27 protein-coding genes are annotated in these 14411 nt (G+C 66.8%); all 27 read right to left on the bottom strand.

The annotated features are described in order from the left end of the window. Window positions 1-180: 180 nt before the first annotated feature. A complete protein-coding gene (gene rpsK, locus ACH5A8_RS19455) occupies window positions 181-585 on the bottom strand; it encodes a 30S ribosomal protein S11 (RefSeq protein WP_003956432.1) in 405 nt (134 codons plus the stop codon). A 65-nt stretch (window positions 586-650) separates the two neighbouring features. Then, on the bottom strand, window positions 651-1031 hold the full coding sequence (gene rpsM / locus ACH5A8_RS19460; RefSeq protein ID WP_365451851.1) for a 30S ribosomal protein S13: 381 nt from the start codon (window positions 1029-1031) through the stop codon (window positions 651-653). A 201-nt stretch (window positions 1032-1232) separates the two neighbouring features. Next, complete coding sequence (gene rpmJ, locus ACH5A8_RS19465) at window positions 1233-1346, bottom strand: 50S ribosomal protein L36 (protein WP_003998809.1); 114 nt, start codon at window positions 1344-1346, stop codon at window positions 1233-1235. Between the two features lie 64 nt (window positions 1347-1410). Continuing rightward, on the bottom strand, window positions 1411-1632 hold the full coding sequence (infA, locus tag ACH5A8_RS19470) for a translation initiation factor IF-1 (protein ID WP_003948620.1): 222 nt from the start codon (window positions 1630-1632) through the stop codon (window positions 1411-1413). Window positions 1633-1783: 151 nt separating this feature from the next. Then, the gene (gene map / locus ACH5A8_RS19475; RefSeq protein ID WP_399003504.1) at window positions 1784-2620 is read right to left on the bottom strand and encodes a type I methionyl aminopeptidase; all 837 of its coding nucleotides are present in this window, start codon (window positions 2618-2620) and stop codon (window positions 1784-1786) included. A gap of 145 nt (window positions 2621-2765) precedes the next feature. Then, entirely contained in the window at window positions 2766-3428 is a 663-nt protein-coding gene (locus tag ACH5A8_RS19480; protein ID WP_399003506.1) for an adenylate kinase, read from the bottom strand. Further along, the gene (gene secY / locus ACH5A8_RS19485; protein ID WP_399003507.1) at window positions 3428-4741 is read right to left on the bottom strand and encodes a preprotein translocase subunit SecY; all 1314 of its coding nucleotides are present in this window, start codon (window positions 4739-4741) and stop codon (window positions 3428-3430) included. Before secY ends, ACH5A8_RS19480 begins: the two co-directional genes overlap by 1 nt. 181 nt (window positions 4742-4922) lie before the next feature. Further along, complete coding sequence (gene rplO / locus ACH5A8_RS19490) at window positions 4923-5378, bottom strand: 50S ribosomal protein L15 (RefSeq protein WP_399003509.1); 456 nt, start codon at window positions 5376-5378, stop codon at window positions 4923-4925. Window positions 5379-5380: 2 nt separating this feature from the next. Beyond that, complete coding sequence (gene rpmD, locus ACH5A8_RS19495) at window positions 5381-5563, bottom strand: 50S ribosomal protein L30 (RefSeq protein WP_009190145.1); 183 nt, start codon at window positions 5561-5563, stop codon at window positions 5381-5383. 2 nt (window positions 5564-5565) lie between these two features. Beyond that, window positions 5566-6171 carry a 30S ribosomal protein S5 gene (gene rpsE / locus ACH5A8_RS19500; protein WP_015658456.1) on the bottom strand — a complete coding sequence of 202 codons (606 nt, stop codon included), beginning with the start codon at window positions 6169-6171 and terminating at the stop codon, window positions 5566-5568. 40 nt (window positions 6172-6211) lie between these two features. Then, the gene (gene rplR / locus ACH5A8_RS19505; RefSeq protein WP_399003511.1) at window positions 6212-6595 is read right to left on the bottom strand and encodes a 50S ribosomal protein L18; all 384 of its coding nucleotides are present in this window, start codon (window positions 6593-6595) and stop codon (window positions 6212-6214) included. A 3-nt stretch (window positions 6596-6598) separates the two neighbouring features. After that, window positions 6599-7138: a 50S ribosomal protein L6 gene (gene rplF, locus ACH5A8_RS19510; RefSeq protein WP_399003513.1), complete on the bottom strand. Its 540-nt coding sequence runs from the start codon at window positions 7136-7138 to the stop codon at window positions 6599-6601. 24 nt (window positions 7139-7162) lie between these two features. Beyond that, a complete protein-coding gene (gene rpsH, locus ACH5A8_RS19515; RefSeq protein WP_026252022.1) occupies window positions 7163-7561 on the bottom strand; it encodes a 30S ribosomal protein S8 in 399 nt (132 codons plus the stop codon). A gap of 213 nt (window positions 7562-7774) precedes the next feature. Next, window positions 7775-7960 (bottom strand): type Z 30S ribosomal protein S14, encoded by a 186-nt coding sequence (locus ACH5A8_RS19520; protein ID WP_003948630.1) that lies wholly within the window; start codon window positions 7958-7960, stop codon window positions 7775-7777. A gap of 5 nt (window positions 7961-7965) precedes the next feature. After that, entirely contained in the window at window positions 7966-8523 is a 558-nt protein-coding gene (gene rplE, locus ACH5A8_RS19525; protein ID WP_399003515.1) for a 50S ribosomal protein L5, read from the bottom strand. After that, window positions 8523-8846 carry a 50S ribosomal protein L24 gene (gene rplX / locus ACH5A8_RS19530; RefSeq protein ID WP_399003517.1) on the bottom strand — a complete coding sequence of 108 codons (324 nt, stop codon included), beginning with the start codon at window positions 8844-8846 and terminating at the stop codon, window positions 8523-8525. Before rplX ends, rplE begins: the two co-directional genes overlap by 1 nt. 2 nt (window positions 8847-8848) lie before the next feature. After that, the gene (gene rplN / locus ACH5A8_RS19535) at window positions 8849-9217 is read right to left on the bottom strand and encodes a 50S ribosomal protein L14 (protein ID WP_003956455.1); all 369 of its coding nucleotides are present in this window, start codon (window positions 9215-9217) and stop codon (window positions 8849-8851) included. Window positions 9218-9346: 129 nt separating this feature from the next. Next, the gene (rpsQ, locus tag ACH5A8_RS19540) at window positions 9347-9631 is read right to left on the bottom strand and encodes a 30S ribosomal protein S17 (protein ID WP_399003519.1); all 285 of its coding nucleotides are present in this window, start codon (window positions 9629-9631) and stop codon (window positions 9347-9349) included. Beyond that, a complete protein-coding gene (rpmC, locus tag ACH5A8_RS19545) occupies window positions 9628-9852 on the bottom strand; it encodes a 50S ribosomal protein L29 (RefSeq protein ID WP_018564811.1) in 225 nt (74 codons plus the stop codon). Before rpmC ends, rpsQ begins: the two co-directional genes overlap by 4 nt. Beyond that, window positions 9852-10271 (bottom strand): 50S ribosomal protein L16, encoded by a 420-nt coding sequence (rplP, locus tag ACH5A8_RS19550; protein ID WP_009190136.1) that lies wholly within the window; start codon window positions 10269-10271, stop codon window positions 9852-9854. The genes rpmC and rplP overlap by 1 nt, the downstream gene beginning before the upstream one ends. A 5-nt stretch (window positions 10272-10276) precedes the next feature. Then, the gene (gene rpsC / locus ACH5A8_RS19555) at window positions 10277-11107 is read right to left on the bottom strand and encodes a 30S ribosomal protein S3 (protein WP_009190135.1); all 831 of its coding nucleotides are present in this window, start codon (window positions 11105-11107) and stop codon (window positions 10277-10279) included. Continuing rightward, window positions 11107-11454, bottom strand: coding sequence for a 50S ribosomal protein L22 (gene rplV / locus ACH5A8_RS19560; RefSeq protein ID WP_019329637.1), 348 nt, complete (start codon window positions 11452-11454; stop codon window positions 11107-11109). The genes rpsC and rplV overlap by 1 nt, the downstream gene beginning before the upstream one ends. A gap of 44 nt (window positions 11455-11498) precedes the next feature. Further along, window positions 11499-11780, bottom strand: a complete 282-nt coding sequence (gene rpsS / locus ACH5A8_RS19565) for a 30S ribosomal protein S19 (protein WP_009190133.1) — start codon at window positions 11778-11780, stop codon at window positions 11499-11501. Window positions 11781-11792: 12 nt separating this feature from the next. Continuing rightward, window positions 11793-12629 carry a 50S ribosomal protein L2 gene (gene rplB, locus ACH5A8_RS19570; protein ID WP_007384068.1) on the bottom strand — a complete coding sequence of 279 codons (837 nt, stop codon included), beginning with the start codon at window positions 12627-12629 and terminating at the stop codon, window positions 11793-11795. A gap of 40 nt (window positions 12630-12669) precedes the next feature. Further along, window positions 12670-13089, bottom strand: a complete 420-nt coding sequence (rplW, locus tag ACH5A8_RS19575) for a 50S ribosomal protein L23 (protein ID WP_399003522.1) — start codon at window positions 13087-13089, stop codon at window positions 12670-12672. Then, complete coding sequence (gene rplD, locus ACH5A8_RS19580; RefSeq protein WP_399003524.1) at window positions 13089-13745, bottom strand: 50S ribosomal protein L4; 657 nt, start codon at window positions 13743-13745, stop codon at window positions 13089-13091. The genes rplW and rplD overlap by 1 nt, the downstream gene beginning before the upstream one ends. A gap of 8 nt (window positions 13746-13753) precedes the next feature. Continuing rightward, window positions 13754-14398, bottom strand: a complete 645-nt coding sequence (gene rplC / locus ACH5A8_RS19585; RefSeq protein WP_396318915.1) for a 50S ribosomal protein L3 — start codon at window positions 14396-14398, stop codon at window positions 13754-13756. Window positions 14399-14411: the final 13 nt, after the last annotated feature.

A 14411-nucleotide genomic window follows, 5' to 3' on the forward strand; every position in this document is an offset into this window, starting at 1 on the left:
GGCGCGGGTACTGCAAGGGTACGGGCGGCACGGCCCGAAGGAGCCGTACCGCCCGACAGGCCTTGCGAAGCGACGTGCGTCAGACGCGGCGGCGCTTCGGCGGGCGGCAGCCGTGCTGCGAGACTGTGGGGGGCGACCCCCACACCCCCAGCCGGAGGCCGGACCGCCGAGACACCGACGTCAGACGCGGCGGCGCTTCGGCGGGCGGCAGCCGTTGTGCGGGGTCGGGGTGACGTCCTGGATGGAGCCGACCTCGAGACCGGTGGCCTGAAGCGAACGGATCGCGGTCTCACGACCGGAACCCGGGCCCTTCACGAACACGTCGACCTTGCGCATGCCGTGCTCCTGGGCGCGGCGGGCGGCCGACTCGGCGGCCATCTGCGCGGCGAACGGCGTGGACTTCCGGGAGCCCTTGAAGCCGACGTGGCCGGCGGAGGCCCAGGAGATCACGTTGCCGCTCGGGTCGGTGATCGAAACGATGGTGTTGTTGAACGTGCTCTTGATGTGCGCGTGGCCGTGAGCGACGTTCTTCTTTTCCTTGCGGCGCACCTTCTTGGCAGCGCCCTGACGTCCCTTGGGGGGCATGTCTTCTCCTACGGGAGGTGGTCGGTCCTACAGCGAAGACCGCTGGACGGCGAGTCCGCTGCGGACTACTTCTTGCCCGGCTTCTTCTTGCCGGCGATGGCGCGACGCGGGCCCTTGCGGGTACGGGCGTTCGTGCTGGTGCGCTGACCGCGGACGGGCAGACCGCGGCGGTGCCGCAGACCCTGGTAGCAGCCGATCTCGACCTTGCGGCGGATGTCGGCCTGGATCTCGCGACGGAGGTCACCCTCGGTCTTGATGTTGTTGTCGACGTACTCGCGGATCGCGACGAGCTGCTCTTCCGAGAGGTCGCGGACGCGGGTGTTGGGGTCGATGCCGGTGGCAGCCAGCGTCGCCTGGGACAGGGTCCGGCCGATGCCGAACACGTAGGTGAGGGCGACCTCCACGCGCTTTTCGCGCGGGATGTCAACACCGGAAACGCGTGCCATTCAATGGCTCCTGGTGATCTTCGGAGGTCTTCCGCAGGACCGGCTCCCGGCCGCCGTACCAGGTACGAACCGGGTCCCCGGCCTCCGAGCCGGGGGTGTCGAACGGACGCTTACGCCGCTCGGGACCTGCGTATGAACATATTCAGCTCGCGTCGCGCGAAACTCTGCGATAGAGGTGCAGAGGGTGCGGTCGGTCGTGCGTCAGCCCTGGCGCTGCTTGTGGCGCGGGTTCTCGCAGATGACCATGACCCGGCCGTGACGGCGGATCACCCTGCACTTGTCGCAGATCTTCTTGACGCTCGGCTTGACCTTCATTGGGTGAGGTTCTCCGGGTCAGTTGCCGGCGGCCCCGTGGTAGGTCACGGGACCTGGGCAAGATCTACTTGTACCGGTAGACGATCCGGCCACGCGTCAGGTCGTACGGAGACAGCTCCACCACGACCCGGTCGTCAGGGAGGATGCGGATGTAGTGCATGCGCATCTTGCCGCTGATGTGTGCCAGGACCTGGTGGCCGTTCTGGAGCTCGACCTTGAACATGGCGTTCGGCAGAGACTCGACGACAGTGCCCTCGATCTCGATGGCACCTTGCTTCTTGGCCACGCTTCGCCCTTCGAATCGACTACCTTGATCGACTCTCCTGCTTCCCTTGCGGGCGCATGCGGACATGCGGGTGCACGAGAGCCGACGAGTCAGTCTACGTCAGCGCACCCGGAAACACGAATCGGGGAAGCCTGCCCCACGCCGGAGATCGTTATGCCAGCGGGTCGGGGGCGGCCGTGATGCCGTACTCGGCGAGCTTGGCCCTGCCGCCGTCGGGGGCGGTCAGGACCAGCGGGCCCTGCTCGGTCAGGGCGACGGAGTGCTCCCAGTGGGAGGACCAGGTGCCGTCGGTGGTGATGACCGTCCACTCGTCCTCCAGCACCCGCGTCCTGGGGGTGCCGAGGGAGACCATGGGCTCGATGGCCAGGCAGAAGCCGGGGACCAGCTTGGGGCCCTTGCCGCGCCGGCGGTCGACGTAGTTCAGCAGGTGCGGGTCCATGTGCATCTCGGTGCCGATGCCGTGGCCGCCGTAGTCCTCGATGATGCCGTAGCGGCCGCCGCCCGGCTTGGGCTGGCGGCGGATGTACGTCTCGATCGCGCGGGAGATGTCGAGCAGCCGGTTGCCCAGCTTCATGGCCGCGATGCCGGCCCACATCGACTCCTCGGTCACCCGGGACAGCTCGACCAGCTCCGGGGAGTGACCCGATCCGACGAAGGCGGTGTACGCCGCGTCGCCGTGCCAGCCGTCGACGATCGCGCCGCAGTCGATGGAGATGACGTCGCCGTCCTTGAGGACGACCTCGTCGGAGGGGATGCCGTGGACGACGACCTCGTTCACGGAGGTGCAGATCGTCGCCGGGAAGCCGCCGTAGCCGAGGAAGTTCGGCTTGGCGCCGTGCTCGGCGAGCACCTTGCGGGCCACCTGGTCCAGGTCCTTGGTGGTCGCCCCGGGCACGGCCGCCTCGCGGGTCGCCGCGTGGATCGCGGCGACGACCAGCCCCGCCGCACGCATCTTGGCGATCTGCTCGGGGGTCTTGATCTGCACCATGGGGACGGGGGCCTTTCTGGACCGGAGGCGGGGTCGACTACTACAACGATACGGGGGTGTCCGTCACGCCGTGGGCGGGCGCACCCCGCCCACAGCGCAGCCGCGGCCCCTGGGAAGGAACCGCGGCTGCACCACGCGATACGGGTTACTGGGTGGCGTCCTCGCGCTTCAGCGCCTCCAGCGCGCGCCGCGTGATCTCTTCCACCGGGCCGAGCGAGGAGATCGTCACGACCAGGCCCTGGGCCCTGTAGTAGTCGATGATCGGCTCGGTCTGCGAGTGGTAGACCTCGAGGCGCTTGCGGACGGTGTCCTCGTGGTCGTCGTCGCGCTGGTACAGCTCGCCGCCGCAGACGTCGCAGACGCCCTCCTGCTTCGGCTTGCTGTACGTCACGTGGAAGACGTGGCTGGAGTCGTTGCGGCAGATGCGCCGGCCGGCGATCCGCTTGACGACCTCGTCCTCGGGGACCTCCAGGTCGAGCACCGCGTCCAGCTTGATGCCCTCGCCGTTCAGCAGCTCGTCCAGCGCCTCGGCCTGCGAAACGTTGCGCGGGAAGCCGTCCAGCAGGAAGCCGCCCTCGGCGTCCGGCTGCCCCATGCGGTCCTTGGCCATGGCGATCGTGACCTCGTCGGGTACGAGATCGCCGGCGTCCATGTAGGACTTCGCGAGCTTGCCCAGCTCCGTCTGCCCGCTGATGTTGGCGCGGAACAGGTCGCCCGTGGAGATGTGGGGGATCGACAGCTTCTCGGCAAGGCGTACGGCCTGCGTTCCCTTACCGGCGCCCGGCGGCCCGACGAGGACGATTCGCATCAGCGGAGGAACCCTTCGTAATTGCGCTGCTGGAGCTGGCTCTCGATCTGCTTCACCGTCTCCAGGCCGACACCCACGATGATCAGGATGCTCGTCCCGCCGAACGGGAAGTTCTGGCTTGCCCCGAAGCCAACCAACGCCATCGTCGGTACGAGAGCGATCAGACCCAGGTACAGCGAACCCGGCCAGGTGATCCGATTGAGCACGTACGAGAGGTACTCAGCGGTCGGTCGGCCAGCCCGGATGCCCGGGATGAAGCCACCATACTTCTTCATGTTGTCCGCGACTTCCTCGGGGTTGAAGGAGATCGCCACGTAGAAGAACGCGAAGAACACGATGAGCAAGAAGTACAGAGTGATGTAAATCGGGTGATCACCCTTGGTCAGGTTCTGGGTGACCCACGTCTTCCACCCCGCGTTGCCGCCCGCGAACTGGGCGACGAGGGCCGGAATGTAGAGCAGCGACGAGGCGAAGATGACGGGAATCACACCCGCCTGGTTCACCTTGAGCGGGATGTACGTGGACGTGCCGCCGTAGGAACGGCGGCCGATCATGCGCTTGGCGTACTGCACCGGGATGCGGCGCTGGGCCTGCTCGACGAAGACGACCAGACCGACCATGACCAGGCCGACCAGGATGACGGTGCCGAACTCGATCCAGCCGTCGGCCAGCTTGCCCGACTTCTTGATGGCCCACAGCGCCGACGGGAACGTCGCGGCGATCGAGATGAACATCAGGATCGACATGCCGTTGCCGATGCCGCGGTCGGTGATCAGCTCACCGAGCCACATGACGACGGCGGTGCCGGCCGTCATGCAGATGACCATCGTGATGGTGGTGAAGATCGCGCGGTCCGGGACGATGTTGCCGGCGACCGAGCAGCCGTTGAACAGGGCGCCGCTGCGGGCGGTGGCCACCAGGCCGGTGCCCTGGAGGATCGCGAGCGCGACCGTCAGGTACCGCGTGTACTGGGTGATCTTCGCGGTGCCGGCCTGGCCCTCCTTCTTGAGGGCTTCCAGGCGCGGGATCACCACGGTCAGCAGCTGCAGGATGATGCTCGCCGTGATGTACGGCATGATCCCCAGCGCGAAGACGGTGATCTGCAGAAGCGCGCCGCCGCTGAACATGTTGACGAGACCGAAGAGACCCTGGTTGCCGGAGGCCTCGGTCACGCACTGCTGGACGGCCTTGTAGTTGACGCCCGGGATCGGGATGTGGGTACCGACGCGGTACGCCACGATGATGCCGAGCGTGAAGAGCAGCTTCTTGCGCAGGTCGGGCGTCCTGAACGCCCGGGCGAAGCCGGTGAGCACGGTGCCTCCTGCGACCCCCGCGCAAGTGCGTCAGGGTGACGGGTCTTGAGGTTCGACGAAAAAGAACAGTGCAGGCCACCTTACCGGCGACCATGCCCCCCATGGAACGACCAACCGGGGATACCTCATTGTGAGGCATCCCCGGTCGGGTTCGTCTACGTCATCGAGACGCCTGAGGGACTCAGACGAGCTCGGTGACGGTGCCGCCTGCGGCGGTGATCTTCTCCTTGGCGGAGCCGGAGACGGCGTCCACCGTCACCTGCAGCGCCACGGAGACCTCGCCCTGGCCCAGGACCTTGACCAGGCTGTTCTTGCGAACGGCGCCCTTGGCCACCAGGTCCTCGACCGTGACCTCGCCACCCTCGGGGTACAGCGCGGTCAGCTTGTCGAGGTTCACGACCTGGAACTCGGTCTTGAACGGGTTCTTGAAGCCCTTCAGCTTCGGGAGGCGCATGTGGAGCGGCATCTGGCCACCCTCGAAGCGCTCCGGAACCTGGTAACGGGCCTTCGTGCCCTTCGTACCACGACCGGCCGTCTTACCCTTGGACGCCTCACCACGACCCACACGGGTCTTGGCGGTCTTGGCGCCCGGGGCGGGACGGAGGTTGTGGATCTTGAGCGGGTTGTTCTCCGCCATGATCAGTCGACCTCCTCGACCGTCACGAGGTGGCGGACGGTGTGCACCATGCCGCGGAACTCGGGGCGGTCCTCCTTGACGACCACGTCACCCAGGCGCTTGAGGCCCAGGGAACGCAGGGTGTCGCGGTGGTTCTGCTTGCTGCCGATGTAGGACTTCGTCTGCGTGATCTTGAGCTGCGCCATGATTACGCACCCGCCCCGGCACGCGCACGCAGGAGAGCCGCGGGAGCGACGTCCTCGAGCGGCAGACCGCGGCGGGCCGCGACCTCCTCGGGACGCTGCAGGCCCTTGAGGGCCTCCACGGTGGCGTGCACGATGTTGATCGCGTTGTCGGAGCCGAGCGACTTCGACAGGATGTCGTGGATGCCGGCGCACTCGAGCACGGCGCGCACCGGACCACCGGCGATAACACCGGTACCGGGCGACGCGGGCTTGAGCAGCACGACGCCGGCAGCCTTCTCACCCTGGATCGGGTGCGGGATGGTGCCCTGGATGCGGGGGACCTTGAAGAAGTGCTTCTTGGCCTCCTCAACGCCCTTGGCGATGGCGGCCGGCACCTCCTTGGCCTTGCCGTATCCGACACCCACGGTGCCGTCACCGTCGCCCACCACGACCAGCGCGGTGAAGCTGAAGCGACGACCACCCTTCACAACCTTGGCGACGCGGTTGATCGCGACGACGCGCTCAACGTACGCGGTCTTCTCGGCGGCAGCTGCGCCGCCGTCACGGCCCTTCCGGTCCCGCCGCTCGCCGCCACCGGCACCGCCACCGCGGCGCTGGGGTCCAGCCATTGGAATTACCTCTCTCTGTTTCCGCTAGCTCGGAACCGGCTCAGAACTTCAGGCCGGCTTCGCGGGCGGCGTCCGCCAGGGCGGCGATGCGCCCGGCGTACTGGTTGCCACCACGGTCGAACACGACGGCCTCGACACCGGCGGCCTTGGCACGCTCGGCGACCAGGGCGCCGACCTGCTTGGCCTGCGAGGACTTGTCGCCCTCGCCACCGCGGATCGACGTGTCCAGCGTGGACGCCGACGCCAGGGTGTGGCCCTTGAGGTCGTCGATCACCTGCGCCACGATGTGGCGGTTCGAGCGGGTCACGACCAGACGGGGGCGCTCCGCCGTACCCGCGATCCGCTTGCGGATCCGGATGTGACGGCGCTTGATCGCGGCGCGCTTGTAGGCGTCGCCCTTGAGGATCTTCTGCCCGTATGCCATGGCTTACTTACCCGCCTTTCCGACCTTGCGGCGGATGACTTCGCCCTCGTACTTGACACCCTTGGCCTTGTACGGGTCGGGCTTGCGCAGCTTGCGGATGTTGGCCGCAACCTCGCCGACCTTCTGCTTGTCGATGCCCTCGACCGAGAAGCGGGTGGGGGCCTCCACCTTGAAGGTGATGCCCTCGGGCGCCTCGACGGTGATCGGGTGGCTGTAGCCGAGAGCGAACTCGAGGTTCGAGCCCTTGGCCGTCACGCGGTAACCGACACCGCTGATCTCGAGCTTCTTCACGTAACCCTGGGTCACGCCGGTGATCATGTTCGCCACCAGCGTGCGGGACAGGCCGTGCAGGGCCTTGTTCTGACGCTCGTCGTTCGGGCGGGTGACGTTCAGGACGCCGTCCTCAGCCTTGACGATCTCGATCGGCGCGGCGACGGTGTGGGTCAGTTCGCCCTTGGGGCCCTTGACCTTGACCGTACGGCCGTCGATGGTGACGTCCACGCCGGCGGGAACCGTGATGGGGAGCTTGCCAATACGCGACATAGCTGTTTCCTCCGTTCCCTTCCGCTACCAGACGTAGGCGAGGACTTCCCCACCCACGCCCTTCTTGCCGGCCTGCTTGTCGGTGAGGAGCCCGTGCGACGTGGAGATGATCGCCACGCCGAGGCCGCCCAGCACCTTCGGCAGGTTGGTGGACTTCGCGTAGACCCGGAGACCGGGCTTGGAGATCCGCTTGATGCCCGCGATGGAGCGCTCACGGTTCGGGCCGTACTTCAGCTCGAGGACGAGGTTCTTGCCGACCTCGGCGTCCTCGGTCTTCCAGCCGGTGATGAAGCCCTCCTGCTGGAGGATCTCCGCGATGTGCGACTTGATCTTCGATGCCGGCATCGTCACGGAGTCGTGGTATGCCGAGTTCGCGTTCCGCAGACGCGTAAGCATGTCTGCGATCGGATCAGTCATGGTCATGAATTGGCCTTCGGCCTCTCTCGCCGGGGTTTCCTGGTGCGCCATCCCTCTCCCCGATCCGAGACGGGACGGGTGCGGCGCGGTGGACCTACGGCGTAGTAAGTCGTTTAGGGCGCGGCAGGCGCCCAACCCCACAAGCCTAAGCCATGGGGGGCGGGCCTCCTGCCGACCCCAGTTGCTTACCGAGAGTCCTGATCTAACCCAAGTGGGTTGTTACCAGGAGCTCTTGGTCACGCCCGGCAGCTCGCCACGGTGAGCCATCTCACGAAGGCACACGCGGCACAGGCCGAACTTGCGGTACACGGAGTGCGGACGGCCGCAGCGCTGGCAGCGGGTGTAGCCGCGCACACCGAACTTGGGCTTGCGAGCAGCCTTCGCGATGAGAGCCTTCTTCGCCATCTCGCTCACGCCTCCTTGAACGGGAAGCCGAGGTGACGGAGAAGGGCACGGCCCTCTTCGTCGTTGGTCGCCGTGGTGACCACGGTGATGTCCATACCCCGGACACGGTCGATCTTGTCCTGGTCGATCTCGTGGAACATGACCTGCTCCGTGAGACCGAAGGTGTAGTTGCCACGGCCGTCGAACTGCTTGGGGGACAGGCCGCGGAAGTCGCGGATGCGCGGCAGCGCGAGCGACAGGGTGCGGTCCAGGAACTCCCACATGCGGTCGCCACGGAGCGTGACGTGGGCACCGATCGGCTGGCCCTCACGCAGCTTGAACTGCGCGATGGACTTACGGGCCTTGGTGACCGCCGGCTTCTGGCCGGTGATCGTGGTGAGGTCGCGGATGGCGCCCTCGATCAGCTTGGAGTCGCGGGCGGCGTCGCCCACACCCATGTTGACCACGATCTTGACGAGGCCGGGGATCTGCATGACGTTCTCGTACTTGAACTCGTCACGCAGCTTGGCGGCGATCTCGTCGCGGTACTTCTGCTTCAGACGCGGGGCAGTGGTGGTAGCCATCAGATGTCCTCACCCGTCCGCTTGGCAACGCGGATCTTGTTGCCGTCCTCGTCGAAGCGGTAACCGACGCGCGTGACGACCTTGTTGCCGTCCTTCTCCACGACCAGCTGGACGTTGGAGACGTGGATCGGGGCCTCGGTGGTCACGATGCCGCCGGCCTGGGAACCGCTGGCGGTCGGGCCGGCCTTGGTGTGCTTCTTGACCCGGTTGACACCCTCGACCAGGACGCGGTCCTCACGGGGGAAGGCCGCGATGACCTTGCCCTGCTTGCCCTTGTCCTTACCGGTGATGACCTGGACCAGGTCGCCCTTCTTGATCTTCATGCTCACAGCACCTCCGGCGCGAGGGAGATGATCTTCATGAACTTCTTCTCGCGCAGCTCACGGCCCACGGGGCCGAAGATACGGGTGCCGCGAGGGTCGCCGTCGTTCTTCAGAATGACGGCGGCGTTCTCGTCGAAGCGGATGTACGAGCCGTCCTGACGGCGGCGCTCCTTGACGGTGCGAACGATGACCGCCTTGACGACGTCACCCTTCTTCACGTTGCCACCGGGGATCGCGTCCTTCACGGTGGCGACGATGACGTCACCGATGCCCGCGTAGCGGCGACCGGAGCCACCGAGCACACGGATGCAAAGGATCTCCTTCGCACCAGTGTTGTCGGCGACACGCAGCCGCGACTCCTGCTGGATCACGTCTATCTCCTGTTTGTCTGCCGGTTCCCCGGGGGCCGCTCAGCGAGCGGCCCCCGGAGCCTGGCGGAACTGTCCTGCGAGGGATGCCCCGCAGGAACCCTGCTTAAGGAATCCCCTTGCGGGAATTACTTACTTGGCCTTCTCGAGGATCTCGACGACGCGCCAGTGCTTGGTGGCGGACAGCTTCCGGGTCTCCATCAGGAGGACGCGGTCGCCGATGCCGGCAGCGTTCTGCTCGTCGTGCGCCTTGAGCTTGCTGGTGCGGCGGATGACCTTGCCGTACAGCGCGTGCTTGACGCGGTCCTCGACGGCGACGACGACGGTCTTGTCCATCTTGTCGCTGACGACGTAACCCTCACGCGTCTTGCGGGCGTTCCGCTCGGTCTTCTGCTCAGTCACGTTGTTCTCGCTCATGCGTTCTCCACCGTCTCGATGCCCAGCTCACGCTCGCGCATCAGGGTGTAGATCCGCGCGATGTCCTTGCGGACCGCCTTCAGACGGCCGTGGTTTTCGAGCTGGCCCGTCGCCGCCTGGAAACGGAGGTTGAACAGCTCTTCCTTGGCCTCGCGGAGCTTGCCCAGAAGCTCCTCGTTGCCCAGCTCGCGCAGCTCGGACGCCTTGGTACCGGCCGACATCACGCTTCACCTGCCTCGCGCTTGACGATCCGGCACTTCATCGGCAGCTTGTGGGCCGCACGAGTCAGCGCCTCACGGGCGATCTTCTCGTTCGGGTAGGACAGCTCGAACATCACCCGACCGGGCTTGACGTTCGCGATCCACCACTCCGGCGAACCCTTACCGGAACCCATGCGGGTCTCGGCGGGCTTCTTGGTCAGCGGACGGTCCGGGTAGATGTTGATCCAGACCTTGCCGCCACGCTTGATGTGGCGGGTCATCGCGATACGAGCCGCCTCGATCTGGCGGTTCGTCACGTAGGCCGGGGTCAGCGCCTGGATGCCGTACTCGCCGAACGCAACCTGCGTTCCACCCTTGGACATACCGTTGCGCTTCGGGTGGTGCTGCTTGCGGTGCTTGACCCTACGGGGGATCAGCATTTCGGTCAGGCCTCCGTTCCGGTGCTCTCAGCCGGAGCGGCAGCGGCCGGAGCCTCGGCCTTGGGGGCCTCGGCGGCGGGGGCCGACTGCTGCTGCGGCTTGCGACCGCGCCGCTCGCCACCACGGCCACCACGGGCCGGGCGGTCAGCGCCACCACGAGCCGGGCGGTTGCCCGCACGGGCGGCGGCGTTCTCGGCGCGGACCTCGGCGATGTTCTTCACGTCGCCCTTGTAGATCCAGACCTTCACACCGATGCGGCCGAAGGTCGTCTTGGCCTCGAAGAAGCCGTAGTCCACGTTCGCGCGGAGCGTGTGCAGGGGCACGCGGCCCTCGCGGTAGAACTCCGAGCGGGACATCTCGGCGCCGCCGAGGCGGCCACCGCACTGGATCTTGATGCCCTTGGCGCCGGCCTTCATCGCCGACTGCATGCTCTTGCGCATGGCACGGCGGAAGGAGACGCGGGAGGAGAGCTGCTCGGCGACGGCCTGGGCAACCAGCTGAGCGTCGGTCTCGGGGTTCTTGACCTCGAGGATGTTCAGCTGGACCTGCTTGCCCGTGAGCTTCTCGAGGTCGCCGCGGATGCGGTCGGCCTCGGCGCCACGGCGGCCGATGACGATGCCCGGACGAGCGGTGTGGATGTCCACACGCACGCGGTCACGGGTGCGCTCGATCTCCACCTTCGAGATGCCGGCGCGCTCCATGCCGGACGTCATCATCCGACGGATGGCGACGTCTTCCTTGACGTAGTCCTTGTACAGCTTGTCGGCGTACCAACGCGACTTGAAGTCGGTCGTGACACCGAGCCGGAACCCATGCGGGTTAACCTTCTGGCCCATTACCGGGTTCCTTCCTTGCTGCTGACGACCACGGTGATGTGGCTGGTCCGCTTGCGGATCCGGTAGGCGCGGCCCTGGGCGCGCGGACGGAACCGCTTCAGGGTCGGGCCCTCGTCGACGTAGGCCTCGGAGATGTAGAGGCTGTCGGCGTCGGTGTGGTCGTAGTTGTGCGCGGCGTTGGCAATGGCGCTGTCCAGCACCTTGCCGACCGGCACGCTCGCGGCCTGCGGGGCGAAACGCAGGACCGCCTGAGCCTCCGTGGCATCCATGCCACGGATGAGGTCCACCACGCGGCGGGCCTTCATGGGCGTGACGCGGATGTACCGCGCCTGGGCCCTGGCTTCCATGGTTGTCCCTTCAGTGTTTGTCATGGTCATTCACACCCCGCTGACTAGCGGCGCTTCGACTTCCGGTCTTCCTTGACGTGACCCCGGAAGGTGCGCGTCGGCGAGAACTCGCCGAGCTTGTGGCCGACCATGGACTCGGTGACAAACACCGGGATGTGGGTCTTGCCGTTGTGCACCGCGATCGTGTGGCCCAGCATCGCCGGGACGATCATCGAGCGGCGGGACCAGGTCTTGATGACGTTCTTGGTGCCGGCTTCGTTCTGGACGTCCACCTTCTTGATGAGGTGGTCGTCGACGAAAGGCCCCTTCTTCAAGCTACGAGGCATCTCAACCCGTCCTTAGCGCTTCTTGTTCGTCTTGCGGCGGCGGACGATGTACTTGTTGCTCGCCTTCTTGGGAGAACGAGTACGACCTTCCTTCTGACCCCAGGGGCTGACCGGGTGGCGACCACCGGAGGTCTTGCCCTCACCACCACCGTGGGGGTGGTCAACCGGGTTCATCGCCACACCGCGAACGGTCGGGCGGACGCCCAGCCAGCGCTTGCGGCCGGCCTTGCCCCAGTTGATGTTGCTCTGCTCGGCGTTGCCGACCTCGCCGACCGTGGCGCGGCAGCGCTGGTCGACCAGGCGGATCTCACCGGACGGCATGCGGAGGTGGGCCATCGTGCCCTCCTTCGCGAGCAGCTGCACGGAGGCGCCGGCGGAACGGGCGAACTTGGCACCGCCACCGGGACGGAGCTCGATCGCGTGGATCGTGGTACCGACCGGGATGTTGCGGAGGGCCAGGTTGTTGCCCGGCTTGATGTCGGCCCCGGGACCGTTCTCCACGCGGTCGCCCTGCTGCAGGTTGCGCGGGGCGAGGATGTAGCGCTTCTCGCCGTCGGCGTAGTGCAGCAGCGCGATGCGCGCGGTGCGGTTGGGGTCGTACTCGATGTGCGCGACCTTCGCCGGCACGCCGTCCTTGTCGTGACGACGGAAGTCGATCACGCGGTAGGCGCGCTTGTGTCCGCCACCCTGGTGGCGAACGGTCACACGACCGGCGTTGTTACGGCCGCCCTTGCTGTGCAGGGGGCGGACCAGCGACTTCTCCGGCGTGGACCGCGTGACCTCGACGAAGTCGGCGACGCTGGAGCCACGACGGCCCGGAGTCGTCGGCTTGTACTTGCGGATACCCATTTCTCAGTCCTCGTCCGATATCGGACGATCCGGACCGCCGTCAGGCGGTCGGACCGCCGAAGATGTCGATACGGTCGCCCTCGGCGAGGGTCACGATCGCGCGCTTGGTGGCGGCACGCTGGCCGAAGCCGCTCTTGGTCCGCTTGCGCTTGCCCTGGCGGTTGATCGTGTTGACCCCGGTGACCTTGACCTCGAAGACCGCCTGGACGGCCTGCTTGATCTGGGTCTTGTTGGCGTTCGGGTCGACGATGAACGTGTACTTGTTCTCGTCGAGGAGCGCGTAGCTCTTCTCCGAGACGACCGGCTTGAGCAGCACGTCACGGTGGTCCGTGTACGACTTGCTCAGCGGGGTCTCGACGGTGTTCTTGCCCTCGGCGGCGTGACGGCGCGCCTTGGCGACGCGCGCGGCCTTGGCGGCCTTGGCGGCCTTCGAGGCGATGGAGGGGTGACGCGTAGCCATCAGGCCTCGCTCCCTTCGGTGTCGTTGGCCTTGTTCGGGCCGGCGACGAAGGACTCGAAAGCGGCCTTGGTGAAGACCACGTCGTCCGAGACGAGAACGTCGTACGTGTTCAGCTGGCCCGGCTCCAGGATGTGGACCTGGGGCAGGTTGCGGGCGGACAGCCACGCGGCCTCGTCGGAGCGGTCGGCGACGAGCAGCAGGTTCTTGCGCTCGCTGATCTTGCCGAACAGCGTCTTGGCGGCCTTGGTGGAGATCTCGCCCTCGACCACGCCGGAGACGACGTGGATGCGGTCGTGGCGGGCCCGGTCGGTGAGGGCGTGGCGCAGGGCCGCGGCCTTCATCTTCTTCGGGGTCCGCTGCGAGTAGTCGCGCGGCACGGGACCGTGCACGACGCCACCACCGGCGAACTGCGGCGCGCGGGTCGAACCCTGACGGGCGCGACCGGTGCCCTTCTGGCGGTACGGCTTCTTGCCACCGCCGCGGACCTCGCCACGGGTCTTGGTCTTGTGCGTGCCCTGACGGGCGGCGGCCAGCTGCGCGACGACGACCTGGTGGATCAGCGGAACGCTGACCTTCTCAACGCCGAAGATCTCCGCGGGGAGCTCGACGGTACCGGCCTTCTCGCCCGCCGGCGAAAGGATGTCAACAGTGCTCATCGGTTACCTCAGGCCCCCTTGGCCGCGGTGCGGACCAGGACGAGGCCGCCGTTCGGACCGGGAACCGCGCCCTTGATGAGCAGCAGACCCTTCTCCGCGTCAACGGCGTGGACGGTCAGGTTCTGGGTGGTGACCCGCTCGTTGCCCATGCGACCCGCCATGCGGAGGCCCTTGAACACGCGGCCCGGGGTGGCGCAGCCACCGATGGAACCGGGCGAGCGGTGCTTGCGCTGGGTGCCGTGTCCGGCGCCGAGGCCACGGAAGTTGTGACGCTTCATGACACCGGCGAAGCCCTTGCCCTTGCTCTTGCCGGTCACGTCCACCTTGACGCCCGCCTCGAAGACCTCAGCGGAGATCTCCTGGCCCAGCGTGTACTCGGAGGCGTCCGCGGTGCGGATCTCGACGAGGTGGCGGCGGGGGGTGACGTCGGCCTTGGCGAAGTGGCCCTTGAGGGGCTTGTTCACCTTGCGCGGGTCGATCTCGCCGAACGCGATCTGGACGGACTCGTAGCCGTCGACATCGTTCGTACGGACCTGGGTGACGACGTTGGGGCCGGCCTTGACGACGGTGACCGGAACAACACGGTTGTTCTCGTCCCACACCTGCGTCATGCCGAGCTTCTCGCCCAGGATGCCCTTGATCTGCTTAGCCATTCTCAGATCACCA

This window comes from Streptomyces sp. NPDC018610 (assembly GCF_044391765.1).
Classification (GTDB): domain Bacteria; phylum Actinomycetota; class Actinomycetes; order Streptomycetales; family Streptomycetaceae; genus Streptomyces.

Coding starts and splice junctions, on each gene's coding strand:
- rpsE (WP_015658456.1), bottom strand. CDS start 6,171: ATGGCTGGACCCCAGCGCCGCGGTGGCGGTGCCGGTGGCGGCGAGCGG.
- rplD (WP_399003524.1), bottom strand. CDS start 13,745: ATGAGCACTGTTGACATCCTTTCGCCGGCGGGCGAGAAGGCCGGTACC.
- rpsS (WP_009190133.1), bottom strand. CDS start 11,780: ATGCCTCGTAGCTTGAAGAAGGGGCCTTTCGTCGACGACCACCTCATC.
- rpsC (WP_009190135.1), bottom strand. CDS start 11,107: ATGGGCCAGAAGGTTAACCCGCATGGGTTCCGGCTCGGTGTCACGACC.
- rplF (WP_399003513.1), bottom strand. CDS start 7,138: ATGTCGCGTATTGGCAAGCTCCCCATCACGGTTCCCGCCGGCGTGGAC.
- ACH5A8_RS19480 (WP_399003506.1), bottom strand. CDS start 3,428: ATGCGAATCGTCCTCGTCGGGCCGCCGGGCGCCGGTAAGGGAACGCAG.
- rplE (WP_399003515.1), bottom strand. CDS start 8,523: ATGGCTACCACCACTGCCCCGCGTCTGAAGCAGAAGTACCGCGACGAG.
- rpmJ (WP_003998809.1), bottom strand. CDS start 1,346: ATGAAGGTCAAGCCGAGCGTCAAGAAGATCTGCGACAAGTGCAGGGTG.
- rpsH (WP_026252022.1), bottom strand. CDS start 7,561: ATGACCATGACTGATCCGATCGCAGACATGCTTACGCGTCTGCGGAAC.
- rplO (WP_399003509.1), bottom strand. CDS start 5,378: ATGGCGGAGAACAACCCGCTCAAGATCCACAACCTCCGTCCCGCCCCG.
- map (WP_399003504.1), bottom strand. CDS start 2,620: ATGGTGCAGATCAAGACCCCCGAGCAGATCGCCAAGATGCGTGCGGCG.
- rplC (WP_396318915.1), bottom strand. CDS start 14,398: ATGGCTAAGCAGATCAAGGGCATCCTGGGCGAGAAGCTCGGCATGACG.
- rpmD (WP_009190145.1), bottom strand. CDS start 5,563: ATGGCGCAGCTCAAGATCACGCAGACGAAGTCCTACATCGGCAGCAAG.
- rplV (WP_019329637.1), bottom strand. CDS start 11,454: ATGGAAGCCAGGGCCCAGGCGCGGTACATCCGCGTCACGCCCATGAAG.
- rplP (WP_009190136.1), bottom strand. CDS start 10,271: ATGCTGATCCCCCGTAGGGTCAAGCACCGCAAGCAGCACCACCCGAAG.
- rplW (WP_399003522.1), bottom strand. CDS start 13,089: ATGGCTACGCGTCACCCCTCCATCGCCTCGAAGGCCGCCAAGGCCGCC.
- rplX (WP_399003517.1), bottom strand. CDS start 8,846: ATGAAGATCAAGAAGGGCGACCTGGTCCAGGTCATCACCGGTAAGGAC.
- rpsM (WP_365451851.1), bottom strand. CDS start 1,031: ATGGCACGCGTTTCCGGTGTTGACATCCCGCGCGAAAAGCGCGTGGAG.
- ACH5A8_RS19520 (WP_003948630.1), bottom strand. CDS start 7,960: ATGGCGAAGAAGGCTCTCATCGCGAAGGCTGCTCGCAAGCCCAAGTTC.
- rpsK (WP_003956432.1), bottom strand. CDS start 585: ATGCCCCCCAAGGGACGTCAGGGCGCTGCCAAGAAGGTGCGCCGCAAG.
- rpsQ (WP_399003519.1), bottom strand. CDS start 9,631: ATGAGCGAGAACAACGTGACTGAGCAGAAGACCGAGCGGAACGCCCGC.
- rpmC (WP_018564811.1), bottom strand. CDS start 9,852: ATGTCGGCCGGTACCAAGGCGTCCGAGCTGCGCGAGCTGGGCAACGAG.
- rplR (WP_399003511.1), bottom strand. CDS start 6,595: ATGGCATACGGGCAGAAGATCCTCAAGGGCGACGCCTACAAGCGCGCC.
- rplB (WP_007384068.1), bottom strand. CDS start 12,629: ATGGGTATCCGCAAGTACAAGCCGACGACTCCGGGCCGTCGTGGCTCC.